This window comes from Shewanella sp. SM55, assembly GCF_025654025.1.
Taxonomy (GTDB): Bacteria; Pseudomonadota; Gammaproteobacteria; order Enterobacterales; family Shewanellaceae; genus Shewanella; species Shewanella oncorhynchi.
This window is the reverse complement of the sequence record NZ_JAKKRS010000026.1, coordinates 1-16463: the sequence shown is the minus strand read 5'-3', so window position 1 is coordinate 16463 and position 16463 is coordinate 1. Positions and strand designations below refer to the sequence as shown.

Annotated in this window: 13 protein-coding genes; all 13 read right to left on the bottom strand. The window is 46.1% G+C overall.

Annotated elements, in window-relative coordinates; all coding sequences use genetic code 11:
• Positions 1 to 285, bottom strand: a 285-nt coding sequence (locus L5L91_RS22405; protein WP_261729865.1) for a GTP-binding protein, incomplete at its 3' end; no start/stop codon positions are given.
• A gap of 72 nt (positions 286 to 357) precedes the next feature.
• Positions 358 to 2454 (bottom strand): elongation factor G, encoded by a 2097-nt coding sequence (gene fusA, locus L5L91_RS22400; protein ID WP_006083603.1) that lies wholly within the window; start codon positions 2452 to 2454, stop codon positions 358 to 360.
• A gap of 78 nt (positions 2455 to 2532) precedes the next feature.
• Positions 2533 to 3003 (bottom strand): 30S ribosomal protein S7, encoded by a 471-nt coding sequence (gene rpsG, locus L5L91_RS22395; RefSeq protein ID WP_011787570.1) that lies wholly within the window; start codon positions 3001 to 3003, stop codon positions 2533 to 2535.
• A gap of 81 nt (positions 3004 to 3084) precedes the next feature.
• Entirely contained in the window at positions 3085 to 3459 is a 375-nt protein-coding gene (gene rpsL, locus L5L91_RS22390) for a 30S ribosomal protein S12 (protein ID WP_006083605.1), read from the bottom strand.
• A gap of 179 nt (positions 3460 to 3638) precedes the next feature.
• On the bottom strand, positions 3639 to 7856 hold the full coding sequence (rpoC, locus tag L5L91_RS22385) for a DNA-directed RNA polymerase subunit beta' (protein ID WP_105251033.1): 4218 nt from the start codon (positions 7854 to 7856) through the stop codon (positions 3639 to 3641).
• 84 nt (positions 7857 to 7940) lie between these two features.
• Positions 7941 to 11972, bottom strand: coding sequence for a DNA-directed RNA polymerase subunit beta (gene rpoB / locus L5L91_RS22380; protein ID WP_105251032.1), 4032 nt, complete (start codon positions 11970 to 11972; stop codon positions 7941 to 7943).
• 243 nt (positions 11973 to 12215) lie between these two features.
• Entirely contained in the window at positions 12216 to 12581 is a 366-nt protein-coding gene (gene rplL, locus L5L91_RS22375) for a 50S ribosomal protein L7/L12 (protein WP_105251031.1), read from the bottom strand.
• Between the two features lie 54 nt (positions 12582 to 12635).
• A complete protein-coding gene (gene rplJ / locus L5L91_RS22370; protein WP_006083609.1) occupies positions 12636 to 13136 on the bottom strand; it encodes a 50S ribosomal protein L10 in 501 nt (166 codons plus the stop codon).
• A 268-nt stretch (positions 13137 to 13404) separates the two neighbouring features.
• Positions 13405 to 14106, bottom strand: a complete 702-nt coding sequence (gene rplA, locus L5L91_RS22365; RefSeq protein WP_105251030.1) for a 50S ribosomal protein L1 — start codon at positions 14104 to 14106, stop codon at positions 13405 to 13407.
• A 4-nt stretch (positions 14107 to 14110) separates the two neighbouring features.
• The gene (gene rplK / locus L5L91_RS22360; protein ID WP_006083611.1) at positions 14111 to 14539 is read right to left on the bottom strand and encodes a 50S ribosomal protein L11; all 429 of its coding nucleotides are present in this window, start codon (positions 14537 to 14539) and stop codon (positions 14111 to 14113) included.
• A gap of 127 nt (positions 14540 to 14666) precedes the next feature.
• Positions 14667 to 15218: a transcription termination/antitermination protein NusG gene (gene nusG / locus L5L91_RS22355; RefSeq protein ID WP_105251029.1), complete on the bottom strand. Its 552-nt coding sequence runs from the start codon at positions 15216 to 15218 to the stop codon at positions 14667 to 14669.
• Positions 15219 to 15227: 9 nt separating this feature from the next.
• Positions 15228 to 15599 (bottom strand): preprotein translocase subunit SecE, encoded by a 372-nt coding sequence (gene secE, locus L5L91_RS22350; RefSeq protein ID WP_006083613.1) that lies wholly within the window; start codon positions 15597 to 15599, stop codon positions 15228 to 15230.
• A 261-nt stretch (positions 15600 to 15860) separates the two neighbouring features.
• A partial coding sequence (locus tag L5L91_RS22345; protein ID WP_259524591.1) for an EF-Tu/IF-2/RF-3 family GTPase occupies positions 15861 to 16463 on the bottom strand: 603 nt, incomplete at its 5' end.

Below are 16463 nucleotides of genomic sequence, written 5' to 3'. Positions count from 1 at the left end.
ACCAGTGATCATGTTTTTAACATAGTCAGCGTGGCCTGGGCAGTCTACGTGTGCGTAGTGACGTGAAGGCGTGTCATATTCGATGTGAGAGGTATTGATCGTAATACCGCGCTCACGCTCTTCTGGAGCGTTATCGATTTGAGAGAAGTCTTTAGCTTCGCCACCGTAGGTCTTAGCCAGTACGTGAGAGATAGCTGCAGTCAGTGTGGTTTTACCATGGTCAACGTGACCAATGGTGCCCACGTTTACGTGAGGCTTAATACGTTCAAATTTAGCTTTTGCCACGATATATTCCTTTCTTTTCAGAATAGTCCAGTCAGTGCTGGACCATAATAACATTTATGTCGTAACTGGATATTAGCTACGAGATTCAATAATCGCTTTTGCAATGTTTTGCGGTGCATCAGAGTACTTCAAGAACTCCATAGAGTATGAAGCGCGACCCTGTGTAGCAGAGCGCAAATCAGTTGCATAACCAAACATTTCAGAAAGAGGCACTACAGCATGGACTATTTTGATGCCACCAAAGCCATCATCCATCCCTTCAATCAAGCCACGACGACGGTTCAAATCACCAACGACGTCACCCATATAATTTTCAGGGGTAGTTACTTCTACTTTCATGCAAGGTTCGAGCAACGCCGGATTCGCTTCAAGCGCACCCTTTTTGAAGCCCATAGAACCTGCAATTTTGAACGCCATCTCGTTCGAGTCCACATCATGATATGAACCATCGAACAGAGTGACCTTCACGTCCAACACAGGGAAGCCAGCGAGAACGCCATTCTTCATCTGTTCTTGGATACCTTTATCAACCGCAGGAATGAATTCACGAGGAATCACACCTCCCACAACAGCATTGACAAATTCGTAACCAGCGCCTTCTTCATTAGGCTCTAGTTTTAACCAAACGTGACCGAATTGTCCACGACCACCTGATTGGCGTACAAATTTACCTTCAGCTTCTACTGAAGCTCGGATAGTTTCGCGGTAGGCCACTTGTGGCTTACCTACGTTACATTCAACACCAAATTCGCGACGCATACGGTCTACGATGATGTCTAAGTGTAACTCACCCATACCCGAAATCAGAGTTTGTGATGATTCTTCGTCAGTTTCAACTCGGAATGATGGATCTTCCGCTGCAAGTTTTTGCAACGCGATACCCATTTTGTCCTGATCGGCTTTTGACTTAGGCTCAACGGCAATGGTAATTACTGGCTCTGGGAACTCCATACGTTCCAAGATCACTCTATGATCGTTATCACAAAGCGTATCACCCGTAGTCACTTCTTTTAGACCAATCGCCGCTGCGATATCACCAGCACGGACTTCTTTCAGTTCAGTGCGATCGTTTGCGTGCATTTGCACCATGCGACCTACGCGTTCACGCTTCTGTTTGACAGAGTTGTAAACGCCCGAACCTGATTCGAGTACGCCTGAGTACACGCGAATAAAGGTCAAAGTTCCTACGAATGGATCTGTAGCAATCTTAAATGCCAATGCAGCAAAAGGCGCATTGTCATCTGATGGGCGTTCTACTTCTTGGTCGTTCTCGTCGATGCCCTTAATTGGAGGCACATCAATTGGCGCTGGCAAGAATTCAATAACCGCATCAAGTACCGCTTGAACGCCTTTGTTCTTAAATGCAGAACCACAAGTCGCTAAAACGATTTCATTATTTATAGTACGCTGACGTAGCGCCTTTTTAATTTCGTCTTCTGATAGCGTGCCTTCTTCAAGGTACTTATCCATCAGTTCATCCGAAGATTCGGCTGCCACTTCAACCAGATACTCATGCATTTCAGCCGCTTTAGCTGCTAACTCTGCAGGGATCTCCTCATAAGTGAAAGTCATACCCTGGTCTGATTCATTCCAGTTAATTGCTTTCATCTTGATTAAGTCGATCACGCCTTTGAAGTTTTCTTCTGCACCGATATTCAATTGAATAGGCACACAAGTGGCTCCAAGACGAGTTCTAATTTGCTTCACTACACGTTCAAAGTCTGCACCTGCACGGTCCATCTTGTTGATAAATACCAAACGTGGAACGCGGTATTTATCAGCTTGACGCCACACTGTTTCTGACTGAGGTTCAACACCAGATGAACCACAGAAAACGACAACAGCACCGTCGAGGACGCGCAGAGACCGTTCAACTTCAATAGTAAAGTCAACGTGACCAGGGGTATCGATGATATTGATGCGGTGTTCAGTGAATTGAGCATCCATACCACGCCAGAATGTGGTTACCGCAGCCGAGGTGATAGTGATACCACGCTCTTGCTCTTGAACCATCCAGTCTGTGGTAGCGGCGCCGTCATGCACCTCACCGATTTTATGAGACAAACCGGTATAGAACAGAACACGTTCTGTTGTGGTGGTTTTACCTGCGTCAACATGAGCACAAATACCGATATTACGATAACGCTCAATTGGGGTTGTACGAGCCACGATTATACCCTCTCCACCAAGACCTAAGTCTTGGCAATATCAACAACTATGGTGTGGGCCTAAGCCCACACCATCATATTACCAACGGTAATGAGCAAAGGCTTTGTTAGCTTCAGCCATGCGATGCACGTCTTCACGCTTCTTAACAGCAGTACCTTTGTTTTCAGACGCATCCAGCATTTCACCTGCCAGACGTAAAGCCATAGATTTTTCACCACGCTTACGAGCAGCTTCAACTAACCAGCGCATCGCCAGTGCGTTACGACGCACAGGACGAACTTCACATGGTACCTGGTACGTAGAACCACCAACGCGACGAGATTTAACTTCGACTGATGGGCGAACGTTGTCCAGGGCTGCTTCAAGGATAACTAAATGGTTTTCGCTTTTCTTTTCAGCGACAACATCTAGTGCCTTGTAAATAATTTTTTCTGCAGTCGACTTTTTGCCGTCTTGCATAATGACGTTGATGAACTTAGCCAGCAACTCACTGTGAAACTTTGGATCTGGTAGGATTTTACGTTGTCCTACAACGCGACGTCTTGGCATAACAATTCTCCGTATGCTTCAGGGATTTCCAAAACTGGAATTCTCAAAATAAAACTAGCTTGGCCTTACTTAACGGATAAGTTAAGACTTAGGACGCTTAGCACCGTATTTAGAACGGCTTTGGCGACGTGAAGTCACGCCTGCACAGTCTAATGCGCCACGAATAGTGTGATAACGCACACCTGGTAAGTCTTTAACACGACCACCACGGATTAAGATCACGCTATGCTCCTGCAGGTTGTGGCCTTCACCGCCGATGTACGAAGTAACTTCGAAACCGTTAGTTAGACGCACACGAGCTACTTTACGTAGTGCAGAGTTAGGTTTTTTAGGGGTAGTAGTGTACACACGTGTACAAACACCACGTTTTTGCGGGCACGCATTCAACGCAGGCACGTTAGTCTTGTCGACTTTTGGCGCGCGTGGCTTACGTACCAACTGGTTTACAGTTGCCATGTATAGCTCCGAGTCAGTTGAATCAAACTCAACGATAAGGTGTGAAAAATCTATATCCCACAATGGTGGGACGCGGAATTTTAGAAAGGTAATGCCTGACTGTCAAGAAATAGCCAACTTTTGCGGCATATTACAAGAAAAAAGGCGCCATAGGCGCCTTTTTATAACAAACTTATTACTTAATCTTGGCTCCCAGCCAAGTTTAAGAGATCGGCCAAGTTCTGTTCGGCTTCACTTGCAGTGATCTTGTTCACTACTACAGGTTCGTTTTTCTTCGCACGCGCTTCATTACGAGTCTTGTGATAAGCGTAACCAGTACCGGCTGGGATCAGTCGGCCAACGATAACGTTTTCTTTCAGACCACGTAATTGATCGCTCTTACCACCGACGGCGGCTTCGGTCAGTACGCGCGTAGTTTCTTGGAACGATGCTGCTGAGATAAAGGATTCTGTTGCCAGAGATGCTTTAGTAATACCCAGTAGTTCACGTTCAAAGGTCGCAGGCACTTTACCTTGGGCGATCAGTTCGCGGTTAGCGATCTTCACGCGTGACACTTCAGCTTGTTCCCCTTCGAGGAAGTCAGTGTCACCGGCAGAAGTGATAAGACACTTACGCAGCATCTGACGGATGATCACTTCGATATGCTTATCGTTGATCTTCACGCCTTGCAGACGGTAAACGTCCTGTACTTCGTTCACAATGTAGTTTGCTACGTTGTGGATACCACGAAGACGCAGAATGTCGTGTGCCGCTTCTGGACCGTCAGCGATAACTTCACCACGTTCGACTTTTTCACCTTCGAACACGTTTAAGTTACGCCACTTAGGGATCATCTCTTCATAATGATCGCCGCCATCAGCAGGTGTAATCACCAAACGACGCTTACCTTTGGTCTCTTTACCAAACGAGATGGTACCAGAGATTTCCGCCAGAATAGCAGGCTCTTTTGGCTTACGCGCTTCGAACAAGTCAGCAACGCGTGGCAGACCACCGGTGATGTCGCGAGTTTTAGACGATTCCTGAGGAATACGAGCTAATGCGTCACCCACGTTGATTTGCGCGTTATCTTCTAAGTTAACGATCGCACTACCTGGTAAGAAGTATTGTGCTGGTACTTCAGTACCTGGGATCATCAAGTCAGCACCATTAGCGCCAAGCAGACGGATCATTGGGCGCATTTCTTTACCCGCAGTACCACGCTGACCAACGTCAAGGATCACGATTGATGACAGACCCGTTAGTTCGTCTGTTTGACGTGTCATAGTGACACCGTCAATCATGTCTACGAACTTGATACTACCCGCCACTTCAGAAATGATTGGGTGAGTATGTGGATCCCAGTTAGCGATAACATCGCCCGCTTCAACAGCCGCTTCTTCTAGTTTCTCGAGCACAGTACCGTATGGCACTTTATAACGCTCTTTCTCACGACCCAGCTCGTCAATAACAGCCAGTTCAGAAGAACGAGAAACGATAACCAGTTTGCCGTCACTGTTAGTCACATGCTTAGCATTATGCAGTTTCAATGAACCCGAGTTTTTCACTTGGACATTGTTTTCTGCAGACGCTCTAGATGCCGCACCACCGATGTGGAACGTACGCATCGTTAACTGTGTACCTGGTTCACCGATAGATTGTGCTGCCACAACACCGATGGCTTCACCGTGGTTAATAATATGACCACGAGCCAAGTCACGACCGTAACAAGCTGCACACACACCGAAATCGGTATCACAAGAAATAACAGAACGTACAATCACTTCGTCGATTGAATGCTCTTCTAACTTGTCACACCATGCTTCGTCGAGTAGCGTGTTACGTGGTGCTAATACGTCTTCAGTGCCTGGATAGAACACATCAATCGCAACCACACGACCCAGTACGCGTTCACGTAACGGCTCAACCACATCACCACCTTCAATCAGCGGTTTCATGGTTAGACCTTCGTGAGTACCACAATCGTCTTCGATAACCACTAAATCTTGTGCAACGTCTACAAGACGACGAGTCAGGTAACCCGAGTTCGCTGTCTTCAATGCCGTATCGGCTAGACCTTTACGCGCACCGTGAGTAGAAATAAAGTACTGGAGTACGTTTAGACCTTCACGGAAGTTAGCGGTAATTGGCGTTTCGATGATTGAGCCGTCTGGCTTAGCCATCAGACCACGCATACCCGCCAACTGACGGATCTGTGCGGCACTACCACGAGCGCCTGAGTCAGCCATCATATAGATGCTGTTAAACGAGGCTTGTTTCTCTTCAACACCATCACGGTTAATCACTGTCTCAGTTGACAGGTTTTCCATCATAGCTTTAGAAACTTTTTCGTTGGCACTTGCCCAGATATCGATAACTTTGTTGTAACGCTCACCAGCTGTGACTAGACCAGATTGGAACTGCTCTTGAATTTCAAGAACTTCCGCTTCTGCATCAGCAACTAAGGTGTATTTCTCGTCTGGAATAACCATGTCATCGATACCGACAGAGGCACCAGAGATGGTTGCAAAACGGAAACCGGTATACATCAATTGGTCAGCGAAGATAACCGTATCTTTCAGACCCAGTTGACGATAACAGGTGTTCAACAGTTTAGAGATCTGCTTTTTGCCCATGTTCTGGTTAACCAGATCAAATGACAAACCTGCTGGCAGAATAAGTGACAGCAGAGCACGACCCACAGTCGTATCAACGATACGGCGTTGTTCAGTGCGCTCACCATCGTCACCAATAATGGTTTCAGTGATACGAACTTTAACGCGGGCATGCAGTTCAGCAGCGCCAGTTGCGTAAGCTTTTTCAACTTCAGCAACAGACATAAATGCCATACCTTCACCACGGCCATTAATGCGCTCACGGCTGGTGTAGTACAGACCCAATACCACGTCTTGAGACGGTGTGATAACAGGTTCGCCGTTGGCTGGTGACAGGATGTTGTTGGTAGACATCATCAGGGCACGGGCTTCAAGCTGCGCTTCCAGTGTTAACGGTACGTGTACCGCCATTTGGTCACCGTCGAAGTCGGCGTTGTATGCCGCACAAACGAGTGGGTGTAACTGGATCGCTTTACCTTCAATCAGTACAGGTTCGAACGCTTGGATACCCAGTCTGTGCAGTGTTGGTGCACGGTTGAGCATCACTGGATGTTCGCGGATCACTTCATCCAGAACGTCCCATACTTCTGCCACTTCACGCTCAACCATCTTCTTAGCCGCTTTGATGGTAGTCGCTAAGCCACGACCTTCTAGCTTGCCATAGATGAATGGCTTGAACAGTTCCAGTGCCATCTTCTTAGGAAGACCACATTGGTGCAGACGTAGAGTAGGACCTACGGTAATTACCGAACGACCAGAATAGTCAACGCGCTTACCCAATAAGTTCTGACGGAAACGACCTTGCTTACCTTTGATCATATCGGCCAAAGATTTCAGAGGACGCTTGTTAGAACCGGTAATAGCACGACCACGACGACCGTTATCTAATAGCGCATCAACAGACTCTTGTAACATACGCTTTTCGTTGCGTACGATAATGTCTGGCGCAGCTAAATCTAACAGACGCTTCAAACGGTTGTTACGGTTGATCACGCGGCGATACAGGTCGTTAAGATCTGAAGTCGCGAAGCGGCCGCCATCGAGCGGAACCAACGGACGTAAGTCAGGTGGTAACACAGGCAGTACTTTTAAGATCATCCACTCAGGCTTGTTGCCTGAAGTGTAGAATGCTTCCATCAACTTAAGACGTTTAGTCACTTTCTTGCGACGAGTCTCAGAATTGATTGAAGGCAATTCTTCACGCATTTGTTCGATTTCTTTCGCTAAATCGATAGCACGTAACAGTTCAAGCACTGCTTCGGCACCCATTTTAGCTTCGAACTCATCACCGTATTCTTCTAATGCATCCAGATAAGTTTCTTCTGTCAGCATTTGGCCACGTTCAAGGCTGGTCATGCCAGGCTCGATCACGACAAATGATTCAAAATACAGTACGCGTTCGATATCACGCAGCGTCATATCCAGCATTAAGCCAATACGTGACGGTAGCGATTTTAAGAACCAAATGTGCGCAACTGGGCTAGCCAGTTCGATGTGACCCATACGCTCACGACGTACTTTAGTTTGGGTTACTTCAACGCCACACTTTTCACAAATAACACCACGGTGCTTCAAACGTTTGTACTTACCGCACAAACATTCGTAATCTTTGACTGGGCCAAAGATACGCGCACAGAACAGACCTTCACGCTCAGGCTTGAAGGTACGGTAGTTGATGGTTTCTGGCTTCTTAACTTCACCAAAAGACCAAGAACGGATCAGATCAGGCGATGCCAGACCAATTTTGATGCCGTTAAATTCTTCAGTCTTGCTTTGCTGTTTCAGAAACTTTAATAAGTCTTTCACGTTTCTCTCCTGAAGGAGTTAAACCGGGTGCTCCGCTTGCACGGAGCACCATTCTGTTTGCCAAACGCGGCTAAAGGCCTGCGCTTATGCCTGATCCAACTCGATATTAATACCGAGTGAACGGATCTCCTTCAGTAACACGTTGAAGGACTCTGGCATGCCAGGTTGCATCTGATGGTTACCGTCGACGATGTTCTTATACATCTGAGTACGACCGTTAACGTCATCCGATTTAACAGTGAGCATTTCTTGAAGCGTATAAGCGGCACCGTATGCTTCTAGTGCCCACACTTCCATCTCACCGAAACGCTGACCACCGAACTGAGCTTTACCGCCCAGTGGTTGTTGAGTCACTAAGCTGTACGAACCGGTAGAACGGGCGTGCATCTTGTCATCAACTAAGTGGTTCAGTTTGAGCATGTACATGTAACCTACCGTTACTTGACGCTCAAATTCGTTACCGGTACGACCATCAAACAACTTCAACTGACCAGAGGTTGGCAAACCTGCAAGTTCAAGCATCTGCTTGATCTCTTTCTCTTTAGCACCGTCGAATGCAGGAGTTGCAATCGGGATACCGCCTTTCAGGTTAGTCGCAAGACGTAATACTTCATCATCAGTGAATGAATCGATATCGACGCGCTGCTGCACTTCGTCACCTAATTCATAAACTTGCTTGATGTAACCACGAACTTCAGCCAGCTCACGCTGTTCTTCAAGCATCGCAGTGATCTTGTTACCAATGCCTTTGGCAGCGGCGCCCATATGGACTTCAAGTACCTGACCAATGTTCATACGTGATGGAACACCTAGCGGGTTCAATACGATGTCTACTGGGTTACCTTGTTCGTCATATGGCATGTCTTCGATTGGGCAAATCTTAGAGATAACACCCTTGTTACCGTGACGACCCGCCATCTTGTCACCAGGTTGGATAGTACGCTTAACCGCTAAGTAAACCTTAACGATCTTGAGTACGCCTGGCGCCAAGTCATCACCTTGGGTGATCTTGCGACGTTTGATTTCAAACTTCTTATCGAAGTCAGCTTTCAGCTCTTCATGCTGTTCAGCTAATTGCTCAAGTTCAGTTTGTTTTGCTTCATCGTCAATGACTTGAACCAATACATCTTTACGTGGCAACGCAGCAATTTGCGCTTCAGTGAAACCAGCACCGATTAACAGGTTACGCGCACGGCTCAATACACCTTCTTCAAGGATCTTGAACTCTTCGCCTAAGTCTTTACGAGCTTGGGCAATGTGCATCTCTTCGATTTCAACTGCACGCTTGTCTTTTTCAACGCCGTCACGGGTAAATACCTGAACGTCGATGATAGTGCCCTTAACAGAGTTAGGAACACGCAGTGAACTGTCTTTAACGTCAGACGCTTTCTCACCGAAGATAGCACGGAGTAACTTCTCTTCTGGCGTTAGCTGTGTTTCGCCTTTTGGCGTCACTTTACCAACCAGAATATCGCCGCCCTTCACTTCTGCACCAATGTAAACGATACCTGACTCGTCGAGTTTCGACAGAGCAGATTCACCTACGTTTGGAATATCAGCCGTGATTTCTTCGCTACCCAGTTTGGTATCACGAGCAATACAAGACAGCTCCTGAATGTGGATAGTGGTGAAACGGTCTTCTTGCGCTACGCGCTCAGAAATTAAGATCGAGTCTTCGAAGTTGTAACCGTTCCAAGGCATGAATGCGATACGCATGTTCTGGCCAAGGGCTAAGTCACCTAAGTCAGTAGACGGACCGTCTGCTAACACGTCACCACGAACGACTGGCTCACCAACAGCACAACAAGGGCGTTGGTTGATACAAGTGTTTTGGTTAGAACGGGTGTATTTAGTCAGGTTATAAATGTCGATACCGGCTTCGCCTGGGCGCAGCTCATCTTCATTTACTTTAACAACGATGCGGCTCGCATCAACGTAGTCTACAAAACCACCACGTTTAGCAACAACCACAACACCAGAGTCAACAGCCAAAGTACGTTCAATACCAGTACCTACTAGCGGCTTTTCAGAGCGCAGTGTGGGTACGGCTTGACGTTGCATGTTCGCACCCATCAAGGCACGGTTAGCATCGTCGTGTTCTAAGAACGGGATCAGTGACGCAGCAACAGAAATAATCTGTTGTGGCGAAACGTCCATATACTGGATGTCAGCAGCGCGCATAAAGGTCGATTCACCTTTATGACGACAAGCAATTTGCTCTTCTGCCATACGACCGCTAGCGTCAACTTCGATGTTCGCCTGTGCAATCACATAACGACCTTCTTCGATTGCTGACAAGTATTCCACTTCGTCAGTAATCACGCCATCGATAACCTTGCGGTATGGCGTTTCTAGGAAGCCGTAAGAGTTAGTACGGGCAAAACTTGCTAATGAGTTGATTAGACCAATGTTTGGACCTTCAGGGGTCTCAATTGGACATAAACGACCATAATGCGTTGGATGTACGTCGCGGACTTCGAAGCCTGCACGTTCACGAGTCAAACCACCAGGGCCAAGAGCAGAAATACGACGCTTATGCGTTACTTCTGACAGCGGGTTGTTTTGGTCCATGAATTGTGACAGCTGAGAAGAACCGAAGAACTCTTTCACTGCAGCAGAAATTGGCTTAGCGTTGATCAAGTCTTGTGGCATCAGCTCGTTCAGATCGCCTAAAGACAGACGTTCACGCACGGCGCGCTCAACACGGACTAAACCAACACGGAATTGGTTTTCAGCCATTTCACCGACGCTACGAATACGACGGTTACCTAAGTGATCGATGTCATCGACTTCGTCGAAACCGTTACGGATATGAATGATGTTCTTCATTACCGCGACGATGTCTTCTTTTGACAATACACCGCTACCTTCGTCATCAGGAATGCTGAGACGACGGTTGAACTTCATACGACCTACTTTAGACAGGTCATAACGCTCTTCACTGAAGAACAAGTTCTGGAATAGTGCTTCGGCAGCATCTTTGGTTGGTGGCTCGCCAGGACGCATCATACGATAGATCTCAACCAGCGCTTCTAAGCGGTTAGTGGTTGAATCGATACGCAGCGTATCTGAAATATAAGCACCATGATCTAACTCGTTGATATACAACGTGCTGATATCTTTAATACCGGCCAATGATAGTTTAGCCAGATCTTCTAAGCTAATTTCACTGTTGGCAGAGACTAAAACTTCACCTGTGTCCGGATCGATATAATCTTGAGCAGCATATTTGCCCACGATATATTCAACTGGCACTTCAAGCTCAGTGGTATTGGTCTTTTCTAACTGACGAATGTGACGCGCAGTAATACGACGTCCCGCTTCAACCAGTACAGAACCTTCAGCATCCTTGATGTCATAGCTGGCAGTTTCACCACGCAGACGTTCAGGCACCAAAGACATGACCAGAGTATCTTTCTTGATCTTGAACTCAACGCGTTCGAAGAACAGATCGAGGATCTCTTGAGTAGAATATTCTAATGCACGTAACATGATGGTCGCAGGCAGTTTGCGGCGACGGTCAATACGCACAAATAGTGCATCTTTAGGATCGAATTCAAAGTCAAGCCATGAACCACGGTAAGGAATAATACGTGCGTTATACAGCACCTTACCTGATGAGTGGGTTTTACCACGGTCATGATCAAAGAACACGCCTGGAGAACGGTGTAATTGAGATACGATTACACGCTCAGTACCGTTGATAACAAAAGTACCGTTATCCGTCATCAATGGGATATCACCCATGTAGACTTCTTGTTCTTTAATATCTTTTACTGTGCCCGCCGCTGCTTCACGGTCATACAACACCATGCGTAATTTAACGCGTAGTGGAGCTGAATACGTAACACCACGGATCTGACACTCTTTCACATCAAAAACAGGCTCGCCAAGCTTATAGCTGACGTATTGCAGTTCTGAGTTACCAGAAAAGCTCTTGATGGGAAAAACGCTACGGAAGGCGGCTTCTAAACCGCGCTCACCGGTAGGATCTTGATCGGTGAACTTCTTAAAAGAGTCTAGCTGGATAGACAATAAATAAGGGATATCCAAAACTTTTGGACGCTTACCAAAGTCTTTGCGAATACGCTTCTTTTCAGAATAGGAGTAAACCATGGGTTTCCTCTGCTTACGAGATGTGACCAAGACTGAATAAATAACTTAAGTTATTAAAATTCAGCACGTTTGCCCATCACCGTTGATGGCAAGAACCTAACCAGTAATCTCTGCTAGGGACTGCAAAATTTGGCGACAAACGGTGAAAAAAAATCGCCAGCGCATATAGCGCAAAAAAGGCCGACGGTTAAAAAACCGCCAGCCTCCACCCAAGTGGCTTGGGTGAGCAAGCTAAATAATAGCTTACTTAATTTCTACAGAAGCACCAGCTTCAGTAAGTTCTTTCTTCAGAGCTTCAGCTTCTTCTTTAGAAACGCCTTCTTTAACTGCTACTGGAGCAGCTTCAGACATAGCTTTAGCTTCTTTCAGGCCTAAACCAGTTGCGCCACGGATGGCTTTAATAACTGCAACTTTGTTGTCGCCGTGAGCAGTCAGAACTACGTTGAATTCTGTTTGTTCTTCAACAACAACTGCTTCTGCACCGCCAGAAACAACAGCAGCAGCGGCAGAAACGCCGAACTTCTCTTCCATAGCTTCGATCAGTTCAACAACTTCCATTACAGACATAGCTGCAAAGGCTTCTAAGATTTGGTCTTTAGTGATAGACATAACAAATGTTTCCTATTGTTCTGAATTCAATTTTATTAAGCAGCCAGCTTGAAATTAAGCGGCTTCTTGTTTTTGATCGCGCAGGGCGGCCAGTGTACGAACGAACTTGCCAGCAGATGCTTCTTTCATAGTCATCATTAACTGAGCTAGTGCTTCTTCGTATGTTGGCAGTTTCGCCAAACGATCAATTTCAGCTGCAGGGATGAAATTCCCTTCAAAGGCTGCGCCTTTAACTTCGAAGTTAGCTTGTTCTTTAGCAAAGTCTTTTAACAGACGTGCTGCAGCACCTGGGTGCTCTAAAGAAAAAGCAATCAAAGTTGGGCCAGTGAACGTTTCTGCTAGGCACTCAAAAGCAGTACCTTCAACAGCACGACGAGCTAGCGTGTTACGTACTACACGTACATATACACCAGCTTCGCGAGCTTTTTTACGCAGACCGGTCATAGCACCTACAGTCACACCGCGAGAATCAGCGGCAACTGCAGATAGCGCACCTTTGGCAGCTTCGTTGACTTCAGCAACAATCGCTTTTTTGTCTTCGAGTCTTAATGCCATTGGCTTTACTCCTGGATTCTACCTAGGGTATTCCCTAGTATTTACCATACTAAATACTTATGTATTTAGTGACTTACGGTGCAGATTATCCAGTAAAAAATTTTAGCTGGGGCCTGACACCGTCTACGCAGGAAATTAAGTTATTTTTACAAAAAACACCTGCGGTCTTGGACGGAAACCTGAGTTAAACTCCGCCTAAACAGAAGATAAAACAGGCTTCAACCCACAAAGTGCGCGCATTATAGACTAATGCACCCGCTTTGTAAAATTATAGAGTTGTTTCAAGCGTAGCTTGATCAACTGCAACACCTGCACCCATAGTGGTAGAGATGCTGATCTTTTTCACGAAAATGCCTTTAGCAACTGCAGGCTTAGCCTTTTTCAGTGCTGACACTAACGCTTCCAAGTTTTCTTTCAATTGAACTGGTGTGAAATCCACTTTACCGATAGTAGTGTGGATAATACCGTTCTTGTCGTTACGGTAACGAACTTGACCCGCTTTGGCGTTCTTAACAGCTTCAGCAACGTTTGGCGTTACTGTACCTGTTTTAGGGTTAGGCATTAAACCACGTGGGCCTAAGATTTGACCTAACATACCAACAACGCGCATTGCATCTGGAGATGCGATAACTACGTCAAAGTTCATTTCACCGGCTTTGATTTTCTCAGCCAGATCATCCATACCAACTAGCTCTGCGCCAGCGGCTTTAGCAGCTTCAGCATTTGCACCTTGTGTAAATACTGCAACGCGAACGTCACGACCAGTACCGTGTGGCAACACTGTTGCACCACGAACGTTTTGGTCAGATTTACGTGGGTCAATACCCAAGTTAACTGCTACGTCTACACTTTCAACGAATTTTGCAGTTGCTAATTCTTTTAACAGAGCAACAGCTTCGTTGATATCGTAGCTTTTAGTACCGTCAACTTTTTCGCGAATTACGCGCATGCGTTTAGTTAGCTTTGCCATTATATTAATCCTCTACAACCAAACCCATTGAACGCGCAGTACCTTCGATTGAGCGAGTCATCGCTTCAATGTCAGCACCAGTCATATCGGCAGCTTTCAGTTCAGCAATTTCTTGAACTTTAGCGCGAGCGATAGTACCCACTTTCTGAGTGTTTGGACGTGGAGAACCTGATTTCAGGCCTGCAGCAGTCTTCAGTAAGTAAGACGCTGGAGAAGTCTTAGTTTCAAAAGTGAATGAACGGTCACTGTAAACAGTGATCACGACTGGAATAGGCATGCCTTTTTCCATTTTTTCTGTACGGGCGTTAAACGCTTTACAGAATTCCATGATGTTCACACCTTTTTGACCCAAAGCTGGACCAACTGGTGGTGATGGGTTCGCAGAACCGGATTTTACTTGTAGCTTAATATAAGCATCAATCTTCTTTGCCATCTGACATTTCCTCAGTTTGGGTTCAAACGCGCATCAGCGACATGCTGACATGCTCCCCCGAAAACAACGGGTGCGAATTATATAGAAATTCGCACCCGTTGCCAAACGGATTTTGTAGTTTATTTAATCAGCCTTTTTCAACTTGACTAAAATCAAGTTCAACAGGCGTAGAACGACCAAAGATCATCACTGATACTTTCACGCGGCTCTTATCATAATCCACCTCTTCAACGGTACCGTTAAAGTCAGCAAATGGACCATCACACACACGTACCACTTCACCAGGCTCAAATATGGTTCTATGAGTCGGTGACGCTGTCGTTTCTTGTAAGCGACGCAGAATTGCATCAGCTTCTTTATCTGAAATTGGGGCAGGACGATCAGACGTTCCGCCAATAAAGCCTAAAACACGCGGGATGCTTTTGACTAAATGCCAGCTGTCATCGTTCATTTCCATCTGGACTAACACATAGCCAGGGAAAAACTTACGTTCGCTCTTGCGACGCTGACCTGCACGCATTTCGATGACTTCTTCAGTCGGAACCAATACTTCACCGAAGTATGCTTCCATGCCATGCATTTTAATATATTCAATCAGTGACTTACAAACTCGGCCTTCATAGCCTGAGAATGCCTGCACTACATACCATCTTTTTTTAGCTTCTTTAGCTTCAGTCATTCGAGGTGCCTATACGCCAGTGATAAAATTGACAATTCGCATTAACACAGCATCCATACCCCAAAGGATAAGAGCTAAGATACCTGTTGCTGCAAGGACAATAAAAGTGGTGTTTAGCGCTTCTTGACGCGTCGGCCATACAACCTTGCGCACTTCGATATGCGCTTCACGGGCAAAAGCTAACGCTTTTTTACCTTTTACAGTCTGAAGCGCAATAAAACCAGCAATAGCGAATGCAACGATAACACTAAGCGCACGTATGACGGCACTGGCTTCGCTATACATTTGATTGCCAATAACAGCAGCGGCTAGCAATACAATCACTAAACCCCACTTCACGATATCCAGAGAATTGTTCTGGTTTTCAGTATTTGTTGTCATCGGTTTTTCCGTTACTCAATACGGCCTGAGCTTAGAGCACATTAATTGACGGGCATAATCCCACATCACTCTGCATTTCCGAACACCCTTAGAAACGCAAAATAGCATAAGCTCAGGGTCAAAAATCGGCCATAGATTGTATTCTTATTCGACTTTGTAAGCAAGGATGCGAATCCCATGCAAACCACAAAACCTATGAAATAATCCACTTAAACAAAAAAGGAAGCCGAAGCTTCCTTTTCAAACTAATTTCTATCGCAATTAAGCAATGATTTTAGCTACTACACCAGCACCAACTGTACGACCACCTTCACGGATTGCGAAGCGTAAACCTTCGTCCATCGCGATTGGGCAAATCAGAGTCACTACCATTTTGATGTTGTCGCCAGGCATTACCATCTCTACGCCTTCTGGCAGTTCGATAGTACCGGTTACGTCAGTTGTACGGAAGTAGAACTGTGGACGGTAGCCTTTGAAGAATGGAGTGTGACGTCCACCTTCTTCTTTTGACAGAACGTAAACTTCTGATTCAAAAGTGGTGTGTGGGTTGATTGAACCTGGTTTAGCCAATACTTGACCACGTTCTACGTCATCACGCTTAGTACCACGTAATAACACACCACAGTTCTCGCCTGCACGACCTTCGTCAAGCAGTTTACGGAACATTTCTACACCAGTACACGTTGTTTTAGTCGTTGTGCGAACACCAACGATTTCAACTTCGTCACCCACTTTAACAATACCACGCTCAACACGACCAGTAACTACTGTACCACGGCCTGAAATTGAGAATACGTCTTCGATTGGCAGTAGGAACGGCTTATCGATGTCACGTTGTGGTTCTGGAATGTAAGAATCCAGTGC